The organism is Pseudovibrio sp. Ad13 (genome assembly GCF_001623225.1).
GTDB lineage: Bacteria > Pseudomonadota > Alphaproteobacteria > Rhizobiales > Stappiaceae > Pseudovibrio.
Genome location: NZ_LMCC01000002.1, coordinates 56,889 through 73,784, shown reverse-complemented (window position 1 = coordinate 73,784; position 16,896 = coordinate 56,889). Strand labels below are relative to the sequence as shown.

Here is a 16,896-nt window from a genome sequence, read left to right as displayed (position 1 = left end):
CCTTCATTTCATTATATTGCTTCTGCGTCGGCTTCGCCGGTGCGAATGCGGACAACTTGATCAATGGAGTAGACGAAGATTTTGCCGTCGCCGATCTGGCCGGTCTTCGCTGCGCTGCCAATGGCTTCGACAACTTTGTCTGCCATGTCTGTTGCAACTGCGACTTCGACCTTTAGTTTTGGGAGGAAGGTGACGGCGTATTCTGTGCCGCGGTAGATTTCGGTGTGCCCTTTCTGCCGGCCATAACCTTTGACTTCGGTTACCGTGAGCCCCTGGATGCCTAAAGTGGTGAGTGCGTCGCGCACTTCATCCAACTTAAAGGGCTTGATGATTGCCATAATGATTTTCATGTCAGATTCCCGTTCCCCTCTCTCATCGATTGCGCCGTAAAGAGTTCTGGAGACCTCTTTGGGACCGGGAAAGTTGCCAGTTATCTGGTCGTTCTCAGAATGCCCGGCCGGCACGCTTGCCTCCTCTCCTTCAAGGAGCGTGCCAGTTTTGAGAAATATCGATTTTTACGTAGATTCCGCGTGGGGAAGATGTTGGAATAATCTCGAAAATTCAGCGGCTTGTTTGAAATTATATTTTCTTGAGGGTGGGCTGATCTGGCGGAATTGCGCAGAATGTGGCTGTCACTAAAATAGGCAGAGCCATAAATTGACTCTGCCTATTTTGTAGTCATGTGTGATGTTTGGCTAATTTTTAGCCAAGATACTTATGCTCTGAAACCTCCAGAGGCGAGGAACTTGGTCTCTTCTGGCGTTGAGGTGCGTCCAAGAGTTTCGTTGCGGTGAGGGAACCGGCCAAACCGGCGGATCACGTCCATATGGATCAGCGCATAATGGTAGGTGTCCTGATCGCCAAGGCCGCGGAATAAGTCCACGCTCAAATCCTGCATGTCCATCTCTTCTGAATGCTCAAATGGCAGGAAGAAAAACATGCGATAGCCCATAGGAAAGGCGGCATGGAAGCTCTTGTTCAATGACTCAAGAGCGACTTTTACAGCCTTCGGATCGGATGCAAATGCTTTTGGTGAGCCGCGGTAGATATTGCGCGGGAATTGATCGAGCAGCAAAAGGAGGGCCAAAGTGCCGTGAGGCGTTGCTGTCCAGTCGTCGTAATCTCCGCGATTGGCGGCTTCTACGTCGGCTTCAAAGTTCTCACGAATTTCCTGATCGAACGCTTCGCCGCCGTTGAACCATTTGGGGCCGCCTGCCGTCCACCAGAAGTCCAGAATCTCAAGCGCTTCGCTGGTCTCTGTTTTTCCGTCCAGTTCCATCGTCGCCATGGTCTACTCCCCAATATTCACTTTACTGTTGCGCAAAGTTCCGTTAGCCCAGCATCAAACACAGTGCCACACTCGAGTACCTGGTGAAACATTGGTGGAAGATTCAAATATTTTGGACCTGAGAGGTCTCAATTGCCCACTGCCGGTGATGAAGACGCGCAAGCATCTTAAGCGTATGGCAAAAGGCGAGCAGCTTGTTGTGAAAGCTACTGATCCAATGTCTGCAATCGATATTCCACATATGTGCCAGCAAGACGGCCATGTGCTGATTGAGAATAAGATGGTAGGTGACGTGCGTCAGTTCAAGATTGAATGCTGATTGCGCTCTTCCTGGAAAAGATTAAGCGTCGCACAGCCTGTCCAGTTTGCGGGCGAGCTTGAAATCCAACTCGGTCAGCCCACCTGCATCATGGGTGGTAAGTAACACATCCACTTTGTTGTAGGTGTTCGTCCATGTAGGATGGTGGTTCATCTTTTCTGCCAGAATTGCAGTGCTGGCCATGAAGCCAAATGCACGTGCGAAGGACCGGAAGGTGAACGTGCGTTCTATCGCGTTGCCATCTTCAGACAAGGTCCAATGCGGTAATTCTGCTAGGGCAAATTCTTTTGCGGTAGAGGTTAACAGCTCGGGCACAAGACCACCTTTGGTTTTGTTGCAAGGGGTGTCTCAGATTTAGTAGGTTTTTCTGACTCGCAAAATCCATGGATATTTGAGTAGATCCGCGCGAAAGTCTGGAGCAAAGATTTCGGCTGGGTTAAATATTCGGGCAGTCAGATTTGGAGGGAGCAGTGGTCTTGTTGCAGCGTCGTGTACTGTTTGTGTGTCTTGGCAATATTTGTCGTAGTCCGTTGGCAGAGGGTGTCTTCCGTCATCATGTCAAACAAGCTGGACTGGAAGAGCAGATTTACGTGGATTCCGCTGGAACTGCGAACTGGCATAGTGGCAAAAAGCCGGACATCCGCAGCATCCAGACAGCGCAAAAGCATGGCGTTGATATTTCTAAACAGGAAGCGCGCCAGCTGATTGATGAGGACTTTGAGAAGTTTCACTACATCATTGCGATGGATGCCAGCAACCTAACGAATATTCAGTCTAAAGCGCCGTATCTGCACACAGCAAATGTGCGCTTGCTGCTTCAGGATGAGCAGAAGGATGTGCCTGATCCGTATTACGGAGCGAATGAGGGCTTTGATGAGGTGTATGATCTGGTGAGCAACGGGACTTACAATCTGCTTCAGGAGATCCGTGAGGAGATGGAGCCGACCGAGATTTAAGCTCTTTGCAGGACATTGAAGAAAAGCTCCGCAGTTGGTTGCGGAGCTTTTTTGCTTTTTGGGCTGATTATTTGAATTTGCGCAGGAAGCTTTTGCTGCTTCGTGCGCACCAGCAGGCAGCGCGGCCAAGTTTGGCACGCAGCCAGTTGCCACCTTTGGTGAAGGAGGTATCCAGATTAGCGGGCTGGGCCCATGTTGGCGTGCGCTGGTATAGGTAGTGATAGACACCCACAACTACGAGCATGGTGATGCCCCAGGAGAGCAGAGTGTCTGAAAAGAAGTGCCCGCCGAAAGCCACACGGTTGGCGGAAAGGAAAAAGACCAATGCCCCGATGGCTGTTGCCAGAGGAATGCGCCAGGCTTTGGGGGCGATAAAGACCAGCACGAACAACCAGATGGATGCTGATGCCTCACCGGATACAAACGAGCAGTTACTATCACAATGGTTAGTAGGTTGCCACACGCCGATGAATGGCAGGTCTCCGCCGAAGATTTCCGTTTCGCGCGGGCGCGGGCGGCCCCACAGGTTCTTAAAGAATGCGTTGACGACGAGGCCCGGTCCGAGAATGAGCGTGGATACGACAAAGATCGGGTGGCGGAGGTCCATCAGCGCTTTCAGCTTTGGAAATGCGAGCTTGAAGAGCATCACAAACAAGGACAGGCCTGCGACCCACTGGAAGATGTAGACGCCGAAGTATCGCAGACCGCGCCAAAACGGGTCTTTTGAAACAGGGAAACTGCCTTCGCCGTCATAAAAGAAGGTGGAGGCCCAGATATCCAGCCTCGGGAAAATCAAGAAGATTGCTGAGACGACAAGGATATATGTCAGGATTGCCGTGAACGGGCGTTCACCGCAGAAACTAATGATTTTATTTAGGATTGAAGTCTTCGAACCGTCTTTTGCCACGGGAATTCCTGAGTTCGCTCTTTTGGGTTACAAGGCGGTATACTTGTTTTCGAAGGTTACGCCAATGTGCTGCCTTGAAATTCCATTGGTGCTCAGCAAGATTACGTCTCGCAGTGCCAAACCCCCATATAGGGGCCTGCGAGATAAATTCAAATTGTTTCCATTGCCGTAGGTTGGGTCTTACCGGTCTATTGGATCAGAAAGAGAATAAATGCCTCGGCTCGCGTTTTATTATGAATTTGCCAGCCCATACTCCTACCTGACCGCAGCACGTATTGAGCAGCTTGCGAAAGACAGGGGCATCGATATTGATTGGCGGCCTTTTTTGTTGGGGCCGATCTTCCGGCGTCAGGGGATACAAAGCTCTCCATTTGTAGAGAACCCGAAGAAGGGGGCTTATATGTGGCGGGACGTTGCGCGTACCGCTGCGAACCTCGGGTTGCCCTGGAAGAAGCCACAGATCTTTCCACAGCACAGCCTGCTTGCCTCTCGCATTGCTTTTGCGGGACGTAAGGAGCCGTGGATCGGTGCGTTTACCCGCGCTGTGTTTCACATGGCTTTTGTGCTGGATGAGGATATCTCCAAACCAGAGCTGATGATTGCCTTGTTGCGTGAGCTGGATCTGGATGCAGATAAGGTCATGCGGCAGGCTGAAACCACTGAGGTCAAGATTGGCTTGCGGGCAGCGGTTGCAGAGGCAGAAGCGCTGGGTGTGTTTGGAGCACCAAGCATGATCACCGAAAAGGGCGATCTTTACTGGGGCAACGACCGCCTTGATGAGGCGTTGGATGCCTCCTTTGTGCGGATTGGTTAGCTTGCCTTCTGAAGCGTACTTTCCAGAAGGCTATAGAGTGCGGATGGATTGATTGGCTTTTCCAGAATCTGCGTGAAGCCTTGTTTGAAGAGTGCCGGGCGGTCTTCTGGGGCGATGCTTGCTGTGATCGCGAAGCAAGCTTTATCTTTGACGTGTCCGTTTGCCTGCATCTGAGTGAGAGTTTCCGAGCCGCTCATTTCCGGCATATTCAAATCCAGAAAGATCAGATCGGATGGCGCTTCTGACTGCACTGCCAGCGCCTGCTTTCCGCTGTTTGCGATGCGCACTGTCAGGCCAAATGATGAGAAGATTGCTGCCAGCAATTCCCGGTTTGGCTCATTGTCGTCAACCACTAGCACAGAGCCGGAAAGTTTGGAGCGCGTCATATTTTGTGCTGGAGTTGAAAGCTGCTGTGTCTGCTCTGTCTCTTGGATTGGCAAAACGAGCTCAAAACAAGCTGCGTGCCCGGTGTTGGTGACGAGCCTCAGGTCTCCCTGATGATCGCAGGCAAGGTGCCGCGCACTCCAGAGCCCGAGGCCGTGGCCGTCGGACTTACGTTTTGGCGTTGGGGCGGCGTCCAGATGTGAAGCTTGCTCTGGTGTCAGGCCTGGGCCAGCATCCTTGAGTGTTACGACGATGTTGGGTTGATGATTTGAGAACTTGATATGTGCGCTGAGCGTGATGGTGCCCGTATTGCTGTACAGAATAGCATTATCAACCAGGACTGCGAGAATGCGCTGCAGTTCATCTGACTGGGTTTGGTAGGCTGACATCGCTTCTCGCGACCAGCGGTGGGTGAGGGTGTGACCAGAGCTTGCTGCCTGTGGTGAAAACAAATCTGCAATGTAGGTGAGCTGATCCAATAGTGATTTTGCTTGAGGCCCTGCCTTGCTTGTTGCATGGCTATGATGCTCAGCCTGTGTGTTTGCACCCAGGATTGCACCCGTCAGCTCCTCAAGCGAATTGATGGCTGTTTGCAGAGTGTTCAGGTGATGTTGCTGCTGATCGCTGAGTGGTTCCTGTGCGATCAGGTCAGAAGCCGTTTTCATAGCAGACAGCGGTGTCTTCAGGTCGTGCACCAGCCTTGCAACATCCTGCTTTGGAGCCGGTTTTGGCGCAGGCATGAGATAACTCCTTGATCAATCCTCGAAGAAGAGCCTAAAACACTGGCAGAAAAAGTTCGCCCAGTTCTGGCAAGGATCCACCGAGATTTTGTGTTTTGCTGCTGCAAGCGCGTATGCTTGCGCTCTGGGAGAGTGCTGTACGGTGGAAAGAGAGCGGACACGGAATGCTGTTTAGTACGCTGCAAGTGGTGTTTCCCATTTTTGCGACAGTGGGTGTGGGCTATGGGTTTGGATATGCCGGACTGCTGAGCAAGCAGGTTGGCGACAACCTCAGCACTTTCTGTATCACCGTGCTAATTCCAGTTCTGATCTTCCGTACTCTGGCGACATCTGATCTTGCCGGGCTGAGCCCATGGGCGCTTTGGGGCACCTATTACACAGCATTAGCAACCAGTGCTGTGCTGGGTGCTTATATGGTGCGCAAGGTGTTTGGTCGGGAAGCAAGAGCTGCCTGTATCGGTGGTTTCTCGGCGGCGTTCTCCAACATGTCGTTGGTTGGTATCCCAGTAATCACCTCAGCCTTTGGACAAGAGGCGTTGGTTCCTATCTCGCTGATCATCTCCGTGCATGCACCGTCCGTAACACTGGTGTTTGTGTTGGCGATGGAGCGGGCGGTTGTGGTGGATGGCTATCAGGAAGCACGGCCTTTCAAAGACGTTATGCATTCGCTGTTCACCACGCTGATCAAGAGCCCGCTGGTCATCGCGATTTTGCTGGGTGTGGGCTGGAACTTCTCGGGCTACGAGTTGCCTGTATTGCTGGATGGTGTGCTGCATCCTCTGGCAAAAGCTGCCAGCCCGGTTGCGCTGTTTTCTGTTGGTATGACGCTGCTCAACTATGGTGTGCGTGGGAACATTGCCATTGGCAGCGTGTTGAGTTTGCTCAAGATTGTGCTGATGCCCGCGCTGGTGCTGGCTCTGGGTGCTTATGTCTTCCCGCTCTCGCCGCTTTGGGTGGCGGTGGCGACACTGGCGGCGGCCTGCCCAACCGGTGTTGTGGCTTACCTTTATGCCAGCCAGTTTGGAACTGGGCACGCCATGAGTGCGAACTCCATCAGCCTGACGACCATTTTCTCAATAATCACAATGAGCTTCTGGCTTTGGATCTTAAACTTTCTGGGCTACTAAGAAGGCCTTGCACCCTCTTTCGAGTTTCCCATGATTGTTCAGGTCTTTTTCGTCGTCTTCCCGATCTTCGCTCTTGTTGGCATTGGCTATGTTGTTGCTAATGTTGGATATCTGGATCGCAGTCTTGGCGATATTCTGAGCAAGTTCTGCGTGAACCTTCTCATCCCTATCCTGTTATTCTGTAGTCTTGGTTCCGCTGACCTGGATGGCATTTCGCCTTGGGGGTATTGGGCGACTTACTACGGTTCCATGATTGTGGTTGCTTTTCTGGGTGGCCTGCTTGTCCGTATTGGGTTTAAGCGTGAAGCACGTGCAGCTGTGATTGCCGGGCTGACGGCGTCTTTCTCCAACACCGTGTTGGTTGGTATTCCATTGATAGATGCGGTTTATGGAGCTGAGGGAACGCTTTTGATTTCGCTTCTCATTGTGTTCCACGCACCGTTAACCGCGCTGACGTCTTCTGTATTGATGGAGCGTGCGGTGGTGATTGATGGTCATAAGGCGCCACGCTCTAAGAAAGAGCTTCTGATTGCAGTTGGCAAAGGCTTGTTGGCGAACCCGATCCTATACGGTGTCGTGGGTGGGCTGCTCTGGAATGTATCAGGTTTGGAAATTCCAAAGCTGGCTGATGACGTTCTGGCTCCACTGGCGAAAGCTGCCTCACCTGTGGCGCTGGTCGCAGTGGGGATGAGCATGGTGAACTACGGTATTCGAGGCAATCTGGCGATTGGCAGCGTGCTGGCGATCATCAAGTCGATCCTGATGCCGTTTGTGGTGTTTGTAGTTGCTGCACACGTGGTGGGTCTACCGTCTGTCTGGGTGGGTGTGGCAACGCTGATCGCAGCGTGCCCGACAGGCGTGTTCTCCTTCATCATGGCCAACCAGTTTGGCACCGGTCATGCCATGTCCACCAACGGCATCGCAATCACCACAGGCATCTCAGTTTTCACCGTAAGCTTCTGGCTCTGGTTCATTCAGGTACAGGGGTATTGAGCTACAGACCCAACCTCTCTCTGATTTGCTCAGGAGTGACACCACTTGCTCTTAGTTCGCGAAGGGAAGTGTCCTTGGCGGATTTAGCGAGTTTGCGGCCTGTTTTGTCGAGAATGAGGTCGTGGTGTTCGTAGTGCGGTTCTGGCAAGTCCAATAGAGTTTGCAGCAGGCGGTGGACGCTGGTGGCATGGTAGAGGTCTTTGCCGCGCAGAATGTGGGTGATGCCTTGTAGAGCATCATCTACGACTACTGAGAGGTGATAGCTGGTTGGGGTGTCTTTGCGGGCAAGGACGACATCTCCCCAGGCTGCCGGGTTGGCCTGAATTTTTCCGTGATGTGCTTCGTTCCAAGTAAGAGATGTTCCCGCTAACTCAATGGCTTTAGCCATGTTGAGGCGCAGGGCGTAGGGCGCATCTGAGTTCTGAAGGGCTTTTTGTTCTTGTTCAGAGAGAACGCTGCTGTCTCCGGGGTAAAGTGGGGCGCCGTCAGGGTCTTGTGGCCATGGCGTGTCCGATGCATCCTGCTCTGCGACGAAGCGTTTGATCTGGGCGCGGGTGAGGTAGGCTTTGTAGACAAGGCCCATTGCTTCCAGCTGTGCGAGTGCCTTGGCGTACTCGCTGAAATGCTCTGATTGCCTGCGAACTGGCGTTTCCCAGTGCAGGCCCAGCCATTTCAGGTCTTCCAGCATATCTTCTTGCAGTTGCGGGGTGCAACGGACTGTGTCGATATCTTCGATGCGCAGTAGGAACTTTCCGCCGTTTTGCTTTGCAGCTTCATCATTGAGGATGGCCGAATAGGCATGGCCGAGATGGAGGTGGCCGTTGGGTGAAGGGGCAAAGCGATAGACAGGCGAGTTCATTTGCGAAATGGTTCTACTTGGAATATGGACAGCTTGTTATTAGAGCATCTTTGCTTGCTTGAGGAGGGGGCGTTGAGATCTATAAATACGCTTGAGGATATTGAGCGGGAGCTCGCGTCTCTTGTGCTGTTGGATGAACGGCTTGTTCGCGTTGCTGATGTTGCAGGTGAGGTGCCTTTGCGCAGGCGCTCAGCTGATTTTGCTGGGCTCTGTAATATCGTGGTGGCGCAGTTGCTTTCTGTAGCGGCTGCGGCGAGCATCTGGGCAAGGTTGGAGGCACTGGTGGTGCCATTTGAGCCGGATGTACTGCTTTCCAAAAGCGATGAGGATCTGTTGGGTGTTGGGCTTTCCAATGCCAAATTGCGAACTTTGAAGGCCATTGCAGAAGAGCTGAAGGCTGGTTTGTGTTTGAACGAGGCGGTGGACTGGCCGGGTGAGGTAGCACACAAGCGGCTTTGTGAGATTAAGGGCATCGGCCCTTGGTCTGCGGATATCTTCCTGCTGTTTTGCGCTGGGCATCCGGATGTGTTTCCGGTTGGAGACGTGGCTTTGCAGGCGGCTGTACAGCATGCGTTTGATCTGGAAGTGCGCCCCAAGGGAAAGGTGCTTGTCGAAATTACTGAGGCATGGTCTCCTCATCGTGGAACTGCGGCGCGATTGTTCTGGTCTTATTATCGCGTGATGAAAGAAGGACGCGAGACCCTGCCAGTTTGAAGAGGGCTGAGCCAATCATGAAATGGGGAGCTGCTTGATGGAATCCAAAGGTTTTGTGAGTGCTGTGGACGCACAGGTTGAATTGCTTTGCGATGGGAAGCCGCTTGAAGCGTTTGATGCATTCTTTGCGTCCTCTGTGCAGATGTATGCCAATGATGTGCTGTTTGCGGATGGCGCTGCCGAAGGCCGTGCCAAGCAAGAGCCGTTTATTTCTGCAGCGCAATCCATCATTGGCAAGATTGAAGATGTTGTGATTGATGAGACGCGTGGTTTATGCGCCTTCCGCAATCTCAGCCAGTTTGTAGATGGTGCTGGTGTGTTGCAGCAGATTGACGGTTTGTGCTGGCAGCGCTGGGATGATGGCAAGGTCGTTGAAGAGCGCTATTATGATGGTGCGATGATGAATGTCCTTTTGAAGGATGGTCTGCTTCAGGATCTTGCTGGTCATATGACGATGAAAGAAGCTGAATGAGTATGCACGAGCTTGAGTGCATCCGCTTGGAGCCGAGCCATGCACCGGTGCGCAAACTGCTGGTGTTGCTGCATGGGTATGGCGGTGATGCTGGGGACATGGAGCCGACGGCGCGTGCCTTGCGCGACGAGCTGCCAGAGACTGCAGTTGTTTGCCTGAATGGGCCAGAGCCATGCGCACATTGGGTTGAGGGGCGGCAGTGGTTTGCGGCCACTGAGTTTGATGCGCGGGAAATCTGGATTGGTGTGCAGGCCGCTGCGCCGTTGATCAACCGGGTGCTGGATGCCGAGCTGGAGCATTATGGTCTGCTGGAGCGTGACATGGTGCTGGGTGGCTTTTCGCAGGGTGCTATGGTTGCTTTGCATGTTGGACCTCGGCGTTTTTCAGAGGCGGCAGGCCTGCTGAGTTTCTCCGGTGTTTTGGGTGGACCTGAGCATCTGGTGGAGCAGATGGTGGTGCGGCCTCCAGTGATGCTTCTGCATGGCAGTGAGGATGATGTGGTGGCGGCGGCGTATCTTGGGACTGCTCAAACGGCGCTGGAGAATGCAGGGTTTGATGTGGAAGCGCATGATCTGGCGGGGCTGGATCACTCCATCAATAGCGAGGCACAGGCATTGGCGCTCCGGTTCCTAAAAGAGCGGTTTGGAATTTTAGCGCCAACCACTATCTAAAGGAAGCACAGGCCGGAGGAGGGGTTATATGTTGCAAAGTAAGCGTGCAAAGCAATTTCAGAGTTTTTTGGATGATCGTGGGCTTGGGTTGAAAGTGGTTGAGCTGCCGGAGTCTTCACGTTCTGCTGCAGAGGCTGCACAGGCGTTGGGCTGCGCTCAGGAACAGATCGTCAAATCCCTTGTTTTTCAGAAACTGGATACCGAGGAAGCTATTTTGGTGCTGGCAAGTGGGACCAATCGCGTCAACGAAGACGCCATTTCTACAGTCGTTGGTGGGCCGATCGGGCGGCCTGATGCCAAGTTCGTCAGAAACGTTACCGGGTTCTCGATTGGTGGCATTCCACCACTGGGACATAAGCAGGAACTGACGGTTTTCGTGGATGAAGATCTGTTGAGCTTTGATGAAGTGTGGGCTGCTGCCGGAACGCCGAGTGCAGTGTTCATGATGCCCGGAAATTTGCCGGACATTTTGGGAGACCATCAGGTCATCTGTGTGAAGTAGCAGGCTACATTCTGTCTTCGACTGGCCAATGAACGTAGGCTAGGATCCAGAGGAAGATCAGGTTGACCAGGGGAATGAAAGCCAGAATGGTCCAGATCCTTGAAAAGCCGAGACGGTTCAGGATTCTGGCGATTGGAATGACAACAACCAGTATCCAGACGATCATAATGACAACTTGCCAAAGAGCGAAGCCTTCCATCATCATTTCATGATCCATGTAACGACCTCCTGTCTACCTGCTTCAGGACCAACTATCTGTTTGATGGTTACAAAGGTCAAAGAAAATATTTATTGATTACAATTGCTTATGACTAATTCATGGGCGTATTTTTAGGGGAAGAAGGACAGACCTGTTCCTCCAATAAATGAGGGTACGATGAGCACCGCGCTGATTATTATTGATGTCCAGAAATACTTATTTGATGTGGAGCCGCACCCTTTTGAGCGGGATGAAACGATTGCCCGTATCAACAGACTGAGCGCAAAAGCTCGTGAAGCAGGCATACCAGTTATCGTTGTTTAGCATGAACGGGCAAACCATCAATTGGCTTATGGTTCTGAGGGATGGGAATTGCCGGATGATCTTGTTGTAACGGACAGTGATTTGAAGGTGCGGAAAACTGCACCGGATTCCTTCTACAAAACCAATCTGAAAGAGTTGTTGGATGAGCGCGGCATTACGGATCTGACGATCTGCGGGTTTGCTTCAGAGTTTTGCGTAGATACCACGTTCCGCCGTGCGGCTTCGCTTGGGTTTAACCTGCGACTGGTGAATGATGCGCACACCACGCACGACAAAGAGCACGCTACTGGACAGCAAATCAGAGCGCATCACAACAACACGCTGATTTATCTTCGTGGGTATGAGGGCAGCATTACCGCCCTTCCAGAGGTTGATGTTGAATTTGCGCAGGCAGTGACGGCTTAACTTTCGCGATCTGCGATGTAACGGGCCAGCGTCTTCAAGGTGTTGGCCTTTGCGCCGTATGGCTCCAGCAGTTCATCTGCTTCTGCAATTAAGCGTGAGAGCTCTTGACGGGTGTGGTTTTCACCCAGCAGACTGACGAGGGTGGCCTTGCCAGCTTCTGCATCTTTGCCCGTTGCCTTGCCGACCACTTCTGCATCGCCAGTTAAGTCCAGCAGGTCATCTGCCAGCTGGAACGCCAGACCGATGATTTCGCCAAAACGGGTGAGACGAGCAATGTCGTCTTCTGTGGCATTTGCGAGCATTGCGCCTGCACGGCATGCATAACGAATGAGGGCGCCGGTCTTCATCGCCTGTAGCTGACGGATCTCAGCTTCTGTTCTGTCGCGATGTTCAGAGGCCAGATCGAGCATCTGGCCGCCTGCCATACCGCCAATGCCGGATGCACGGGCGAGTTCCCGAGACAATCGCAGACGGATGGCCGGGTCAGGATGCACCTGCTCATCAGCAATGAAATCAAATGCGATCGTGAGCAGTGCATCCCCTGCAAGGATCGCCGTTGCTTCGTCAAATGCCTTATGGGTTGTTGGACGGCCACGACGCACATCGTCATCATCCATTGCAGGCAGGTCGTCATGGACGAGGGAGTAGCAGTGAATGCATTCCAGTGCTGATGCGGCTACAAGCGTGCCTTCATCCTCGTGACCGAATAAGCGTGCAGCTTCCACCATGAGAACCGGGCGCAGGCGTTTGCCGCCGGACAGCGCTGCGTAGTTCATCGCTTCCAACAAGCGTTCGGGGCGGGCCAACTCCTCAGAACGAACTGTCTCCCCTAAAAGAGAGGTGAGCTTTTCTTCAAGAGACTGAGCGGTTTCGGTGATGACCGATTTTAAAGCAACAGACACAGAACCCCATCCCAAACGAGCAATTAAAATACAACAGATTTGAAAGTGCTTACCTAATCGACAGATAGCACGTTGATCGTTTGTCCCGAAAACAGCCCAACGTCAAGTGAAATGGCGTGTTACCGTAAGGTTCCTGCGGATTTTCGCCCCGTAAATATTCGGATGAGATTTCCTGCGGAGTTGCCTTGTGGCTGTTTTTTTCTTTAGGTTAAATCTAAAGTTACCTAAGGTCATATAATAAGAGCCTCGCAATAAGGCGCCCTAGTAAGTCAGCTATAAGAGATGATAGGGGGAATAGAAATGCGTGCACTTTCGAAGATTTTGTCGAGTTTTGTCCAGAAAGGGCAACTTGTAATTTTTGACGCCAAAGACAAAAAGCATGTTTTTGGTAGCGATGAAGGCGGCCCCTCCGCTGCATTGCGTTTTCACAGTCAGAAGCTTCCCTACACACTTCTGATTGATCCTGAACTGAAAGCAGCCGAAGCCTATATGGATGGCTTGATCACCATGGAACCGGGTCACACTTTGAATGATCTGGTTGCTGTGTTCATGGCGAATGACGGCCTGCTTACAGAACATCCTATTCAACGAATTCTAACCTTCATGAAAGACGGCCATACGCGGCGGCGACTTGGCCTGAACCTGAAGAAAAACAAAGCGCAGGTGCGTCATCACTACGATCTGTCGACGGATTTGTATCGGCTGTTTTTGGATGACGGGCTCAATTATAGTTGTGCTTATTACCGGACGCCTGAAGATACGCTTGAAGAAGCCCAACAGGCTAAGCTGGATCATCTGGTTGCCAAGCTGGACCTAAAGCCAGGTATGTCAGTGCTTGAAATTGGCGGTGGTTGGGGTTCTCTGGCCATTCGCATGGCGCAGACTGGTGCGCAGGTGACCTCTCTCAACGTTTCTACCGAGCAGATCAAAATTGCTGAAGAGCGGGTGAAAGCTGCCGGTCTTGAAGGCAAGGTTGATTTTGTCTGTCTGGACTACAACGAGTTTGAAGGTGAGTTTGACCGCGTTGTTTCTGTCGGCATGATGGAGCATGTTGGCCACGGCAATCTGGGTGCTTACTTTGCCAAGGTCAGAGACTGTCTGAAGCAGGATGGCTATGCTGTCATTCACTCGATTGGTCGCAGTGGACCTCCGGGTGTGACTGGCCCATTCCTGAGCAAGTATATCTTCCCAGGCGGGTATTGTCCTGCTCTTTCAGAGACCTTTGCCGATATTGAGAAAACGGGTCTTTGGGTCTGTGATAACGAGATCTTACGGCTGCACTACTATTACACCCTGAGAGACTGGCGCCTTAATTTCGAGCGTAACCGAGACAAGATCAAAGAGTTGTATGACGAGCGCTTCTGCAAAATGTGGGAGTTCTATCTGTCAGGCTGCGAAATGAACTTCCTGCACGGGCGGCTCATGGTGTTCCAGTTGATCCTGTCTAAAGAACGGGATGCCGTGCCGATCATCCGTGACTTCATTGGTGACAATGAGCAAGCGATGATTTCTCATCGTGATGATCGCAGAAAAACGGCATAAACTGCTCTGCGCTAAAGAGAGGACTCCGGAATTAGTTCCGGGGTTTGTTAGGGTGGATCATTGACGCCCAGTGAAATCATTGGCTACTTTCCCGATGTTTTGAATGCATGGGTGAAAGCAGGTCGTTGGTGTTTGATGATATTACATTGCCCTCGCAAAGGCGGCGAGAGGGCATTTTCAATTTTTCCGAACCGGGTAAGTCGACAGCCTATGCCGTTTTGTTTGCGCTGTTGCTTGGTCAGTTCGCAGCGCATCGGTTTTACCTGCGTAAGCTCGGCAGTGCCGTTGTCATCAACTGCCTGAATATTACAGCAGTTTTGATCCTGATCCCGTTACTCATGGGATTGGAGGGGCATAATTTGATTGCTGATCTGACGACAGGCGAGTGGATCGGCTTCGGTGTTGCCATCGGTATGGCGATGATCGCAAACATCTGGGTGTTTATCGATCTGATCGTGCTGATTGTATTGCTCGTTCGCGAGAGTTTTTAGGGCAGAGTGTTGCTAAGGCTTGGCCCTTTCACGATTGCCTAGGATGAATTCATAGCCCCTAGTTAGATGCCTTAAATATCGGGAGGTGTCTTGATCGATAATGCGTGTCAGCCTCTGAGTGTGATTGAAGCTCACCGGAGGTCGTAGTCATGAGCGATCAAACCGCCAATTCTTCTGGTAACAGAGGTTTCTTTTATCTCAAGAACCCGCACAAATCTGCTGTGGTGACAGTGATCCTGTCGCTCTTTCTGGGCGGCTTGGGGCTGCATCGGTTTTACCTTGGTAAGCCGCTGAGTGGAGCGGTGATGCTCGTTCTTTCTTTGGTCACGGGTTTTCTGATTGTGAGCGGTCTGAACCGGATGGAGACGTTGGATCCAAACGGGATGCTGGTTGTTGTTAGTGGAGCTTTGGGGTTGGGAATGATTGTTTCCGCGTGGGCGCTGGTTGATTTGCTGATCATCCTAGTGGGGGTGTTCAATACACCTTCCATCCCTGATGAGGTTCGCTAAAGCAGCTCGCATTTAAATTGAAACACCTGATCTGCTTTAGTCTTTGTTTTTGCGTATCTTTATCCGAAAACAGGTTTCCACTTTTCGGAGATACGTTGTAGGCTCACGACAAAGAAAAAGCCGAAGCTGGGGGGCTTCGGCTTAGCTCTTGGAGCCAGTTTAGGTATCGCCTGTTATTCGGGGCACGAATAATCCTGGGAGGGGATTAAACAGGGCGAAACCCTATAGAGAGGCGCTTGTGGTTATTCAGCTGCTTCCAATTCCAGTTCTGATGCTTCAAGGGCGACAGCAGCAGATTGGATGATTGATGCGAAACGAACAGCTGTTTGCACCATCTCGGCAGTTACACCAGCCTTGCGCAGGATAGCTTCGTGGCTATCAATGCACATGCCACAGCCGTTGATGGCGGATACAGCAAGCGACCACAATTCAAAATCAACTTTGTCTACGCCCGGCTTGCCAATCACGTTCATGCGCAATTTGGCAGGCATGGTTCCGTACTGCTCATTTGAGGAGAGGTGTACGAAGCGGTAGTAGATGTTGTTCATGCTCATGATTGATACAGCAGCTTTGGCGGCGCTCATCGCTTCTGCGGACAGGTGCGGAGCAGCTTCTGCAATCAGGGCCTTCTTCACGTCTGCATTGCGGGTGGCGATGGCGCAAGCGACGATCAGGCCGTATTTTTGTTGAGCAGTCAGAGATTCATCAGTTCCCATAGAGCCAAGATTCAAACGAACGTCCTTAGCAAAGTCACCAAGGCGGGATTTCAAGGAATCGATGGACATGATGTTTCTCCTAATGATTTTGGCAATGGGCCACGTGCAAAGTGATGGTTTTTAGTTTTTGGTGCGCAAACTCTTCCGAAACCTGATTTTTATTGTTTTCGGAAGTACGCTAAAAAGACCGGAGCCTGCGATTTTTCGTTTTATGTGCTCCGGTCCTGATTGTTCCAGACTTAGAGCTTGATGCCTTCATGTGCATTCAGACATCAAGCTCTAAGTCTTTGTTTTTTGTCGTATTCTTACCCGAAAACCGGAACCACTTTTCGGGAATACGCATTAAGCTGCGATTACGTCGCCGCCAACTTCACGGTTACATGGGCAGAGTTCGTCGGTCTGCAGAGCGTCGAGAACACGCAGGGTGTCTTTCGGGTTACGGCCAACGTTCAGGTTGGTTGCGTAGATGTGCTGGATGGTGTTTTCGTTGTCGACAACGAAGGTGTAGCGGTATGCAACGCCGTCTGGGGAACGAACGCCAAGGCCATCGATCAGGGAACCGTTGGTGTCAGCGAATGCCCAGATTGGCAGCTTGTCGAGGTCTGCGTGGTCACGGCGCCATGCCAGCTTACAGAATTCGTTGTCGGAAGAACCACCGAGTACAACTGCGTCACGGTCTTCAAACTCACTTGCAAGGCGAGCGAATTCAGCGATTTCGGTTGGGCATACGAAAGTGAAGTCCTTTGGGTAGAAGAAGATTACTTTCCACTTACCTTCAAAGCTTTTTTCAGTGATTGCTTCAAATGCGCTTTCACCGTTTTCTTCGTGGTTGTTGAAACCAGGCTTTACGCCAACTACTTCAAATTCTGGAAGCTTTTCGCCGATACCGAGCATGGTACTCTCCTAAATATGGAATGACGCCAGAGCGCGTCGATTAGTGATTCTCATGAAGACTTAGAAAATACGTCTTCGTTGGGGTCTTTATGCAACTCTTGATTTGATCGGTCAAAACGATAATAACGAAGAAGTCCATCGATTTTTTCGATGGGCATGCTAAGTTGT

22 protein-coding genes and 1 pseudogene are annotated in these 16,896 nt (G+C 51.7%); 13 read left to right on the top strand and 10 right to left on the bottom strand.

The features are described 5' to 3' along the window. Nucleotides 1-11: 11 nt before the first annotated feature. Together PsAD13_RS01185 and PsAD13_RS01180 are read right to left on the bottom strand one after the other, a co-directional pair. Nucleotides 12-350: a P-II family nitrogen regulator gene (locus PsAD13_RS01185; RefSeq protein WP_057464729.1), complete on the bottom strand. Its 339-nt coding sequence runs from the start codon at nt 348-350 to the stop codon at nt 12-14. A gap of 365 nt (nt 351-715) precedes the next feature. Beyond that, on the bottom strand, nt 716-1,288 hold the full coding sequence (locus tag PsAD13_RS01180) for a DUF924 family protein (RefSeq protein ID WP_063317069.1): 573 nt from the start codon (nt 1,286-1,288) through the stop codon (nt 716-718). Nucleotides 1,289-1,382: 94 nt separating this feature from the next. On the opposite strand from PsAD13_RS01180, the gene PsAD13_RS28245 reads away from it, so the two are divergent. After that, the gene (locus PsAD13_RS28245) at nt 1,383-1,607 is read left to right on the top strand and encodes a sulfurtransferase TusA family protein (RefSeq protein WP_057464685.1); all 225 of its coding nucleotides are present in this window, start codon (nt 1,383-1,385) and stop codon (nt 1,605-1,607) included. 21 nt (nt 1,608-1,628) lie between these two features. Here the strand turns inward: PsAD13_RS28245 and PsAD13_RS01170 are convergent, their stop codons facing one another. Continuing rightward, nucleotides 1,629-1,922, bottom strand: coding sequence for a 4a-hydroxytetrahydrobiopterin dehydratase (locus PsAD13_RS01170; protein ID WP_057464686.1), 294 nt, complete (start codon nt 1,920-1,922; stop codon nt 1,629-1,631). Nucleotides 1,923-2,077: 155 nt separating this feature from the next. Here PsAD13_RS01170 and PsAD13_RS01165 point away from each other — a divergent pair, with 155 nt between their 5' ends. Further along, nucleotides 2,078-2,563 (top strand): low molecular weight protein-tyrosine-phosphatase, encoded by a 486-nt coding sequence (locus PsAD13_RS01165; RefSeq protein WP_057464687.1) that lies wholly within the window; start codon nt 2,078-2,080, stop codon nt 2,561-2,563. A gap of 67 nt (nt 2,564-2,630) precedes the next feature. Here the strand turns inward: PsAD13_RS01165 and PsAD13_RS01160 are convergent, their stop codons facing one another. After that, entirely contained in the window at nt 2,631-3,470 is an 840-nt protein-coding gene (locus PsAD13_RS01160; protein WP_063317068.1) for a phosphatase PAP2 family protein, read from the bottom strand. 211 nt (nt 3,471-3,681) lie between these two features. Between PsAD13_RS01160 and PsAD13_RS01155 the strand changes: the two genes are divergently transcribed. Continuing rightward, entirely contained in the window at nt 3,682-4,284 is a 603-nt protein-coding gene (locus tag PsAD13_RS01155) for a 2-hydroxychromene-2-carboxylate isomerase (RefSeq protein WP_063317067.1), read from the top strand. Here PsAD13_RS01155 and PsAD13_RS01150 read toward each other — a convergent pair. Then, nucleotides 4,281-5,408: a hybrid sensor histidine kinase/response regulator gene (locus PsAD13_RS01150; RefSeq protein WP_063317066.1), complete on the bottom strand. Its 1,128-nt coding sequence runs from the start codon at nt 5,406-5,408 to the stop codon at nt 4,281-4,283. The two genes, PsAD13_RS01155 and PsAD13_RS01150, sit on opposite strands and share 4 nt — an antisense overlap. A gap of 113 nt (nt 5,409-5,521) precedes the next feature. Here PsAD13_RS01150 and PsAD13_RS01145 point away from each other — a divergent pair, with 113 nt between their 5' ends. Together PsAD13_RS01145 and PsAD13_RS01140 are read left to right on the top strand one after the other, a co-directional pair. Further along, a complete protein-coding gene (locus PsAD13_RS01145) occupies nt 5,522-6,535 on the top strand; it encodes an AEC family transporter (RefSeq protein ID WP_208986363.1) in 1,014 nt (337 codons plus the stop codon). 30 nt (nt 6,536-6,565) lie between these two features. After that, nucleotides 6,566-7,528: an AEC family transporter gene (locus PsAD13_RS01140; RefSeq protein ID WP_063317065.1), complete on the top strand. Its 963-nt coding sequence runs from the start codon at nt 6,566-6,568 to the stop codon at nt 7,526-7,528. 1 nt (nt 7,529) lies between these two features. Here PsAD13_RS01140 and gluQRS read toward each other — a convergent pair whose 3' ends face one another. Further along, nucleotides 7,530-8,387 carry a tRNA glutamyl-Q(34) synthetase GluQRS gene (gluQRS, locus tag PsAD13_RS01135; RefSeq protein ID WP_063317064.1) on the bottom strand — a complete coding sequence of 286 codons (858 nt, stop codon included), beginning with the start codon at nt 8,385-8,387 and terminating at the stop codon, nt 7,530-7,532. A 72-nt stretch (nt 8,388-8,459) separates the two neighbouring features. Between gluQRS and PsAD13_RS01130 the strand changes: the two genes are divergently transcribed. From PsAD13_RS01130 to PsAD13_RS01115, 4 genes are read left to right on the top strand one after another with little or no spacing between them, the layout of a single operon-like run. Beyond that, nucleotides 8,460-9,101, top strand: a complete 642-nt coding sequence (locus PsAD13_RS01130) for a DNA-3-methyladenine glycosylase (RefSeq protein WP_063317063.1) — start codon at nt 8,460-8,462, stop codon at nt 9,099-9,101. A 37-nt stretch (nt 9,102-9,138) separates the two neighbouring features. Then, nucleotides 9,139-9,573: a hypothetical protein gene (locus PsAD13_RS01125; protein ID WP_063317062.1), complete on the top strand. Its 435-nt coding sequence runs from the start codon at nt 9,139-9,141 to the stop codon at nt 9,571-9,573. Next, nucleotides 9,570-10,244, top strand: coding sequence for a dienelactone hydrolase family protein (locus PsAD13_RS01120; RefSeq protein ID WP_208986362.1), 675 nt, complete (start codon nt 9,570-9,572; stop codon nt 10,242-10,244). Before PsAD13_RS01125 ends, PsAD13_RS01120 begins: the two co-directional genes overlap by 4 nt. 28 nt (nt 10,245-10,272) lie before the next feature. Continuing rightward, on the top strand, nt 10,273-10,746 hold the full coding sequence (locus PsAD13_RS01115; RefSeq protein ID WP_057464695.1) for a YbaK/EbsC family protein: 474 nt from the start codon (nt 10,273-10,275) through the stop codon (nt 10,744-10,746). A 4-nt stretch (nt 10,747-10,750) separates the two neighbouring features. Here the strand turns inward: PsAD13_RS01115 and PsAD13_RS01110 are convergent, their stop codons facing one another. Then, entirely contained in the window at nt 10,751-10,963 is a 213-nt protein-coding gene (locus PsAD13_RS01110; protein WP_057464696.1) for a hypothetical protein, read from the bottom strand. A 159-nt stretch (nt 10,964-11,122) separates the two neighbouring features. On the opposite strand from PsAD13_RS01110, the pseudogene PsAD13_RS01105 reads away from it, so the two are divergent. Further along, nucleotides 11,123-11,674 (top strand): annotated as a pseudogene (locus tag PsAD13_RS01105) (cysteine hydrolase family protein). Here the strand turns inward: PsAD13_RS01105 and PsAD13_RS01100 are convergent. Next, nucleotides 11,671-12,552, bottom strand: a complete 882-nt coding sequence (locus PsAD13_RS01100) for a polyprenyl synthetase family protein (protein WP_244275097.1) — start codon at nt 12,550-12,552, stop codon at nt 11,671-11,673. The pseudogene PsAD13_RS01105 and the gene PsAD13_RS01100 sit on opposite strands and share 4 nt — an antisense overlap. A gap of 324 nt (nt 12,553-12,876) precedes the next feature. Between PsAD13_RS01100 and PsAD13_RS01095 the strand changes: the two genes are divergently transcribed. The 3 genes from PsAD13_RS01095 to PsAD13_RS01085 all read left to right on the top strand — a co-directional run bounded on the left by PsAD13_RS01095 (nt 12,877) and on the right by PsAD13_RS01085 (nt 15,118). Continuing rightward, complete coding sequence (locus PsAD13_RS01095) at nt 12,877-14,118, top strand: cyclopropane-fatty-acyl-phospholipid synthase family protein (RefSeq protein WP_063317060.1); 1,242 nt, start codon at nt 12,877-12,879, stop codon at nt 14,116-14,118. Nucleotides 14,119-14,246: 128 nt separating this feature from the next. Beyond that, entirely contained in the window at nt 14,247-14,609 is a 363-nt protein-coding gene (locus PsAD13_RS01090) for an NINE protein (protein WP_208986359.1), read from the top strand. A gap of 149 nt (nt 14,610-14,758) precedes the next feature. Then, complete coding sequence (locus PsAD13_RS01085) at nt 14,759-15,118, top strand: NINE protein (RefSeq protein WP_057464701.1); 360 nt, start codon at nt 14,759-14,761, stop codon at nt 15,116-15,118. A 242-nt stretch (nt 15,119-15,360) separates the two neighbouring features. Here PsAD13_RS01085 and PsAD13_RS01080 read toward each other — a convergent pair whose 3' ends face one another. Beyond that, a complete protein-coding gene (locus tag PsAD13_RS01080) occupies nt 15,361-15,903 on the bottom strand; it encodes a carboxymuconolactone decarboxylase family protein (protein WP_057464702.1) in 543 nt (180 codons plus the stop codon). Between the two features lie 273 nt (nt 15,904-16,176). Beyond that, nucleotides 16,177-16,728, bottom strand: a complete 552-nt coding sequence (locus tag PsAD13_RS01075) for a peroxiredoxin (protein ID WP_057464703.1) — start codon at nt 16,726-16,728, stop codon at nt 16,177-16,179. Nucleotides 16,729-16,896 lie beyond the last annotated feature (168 nt).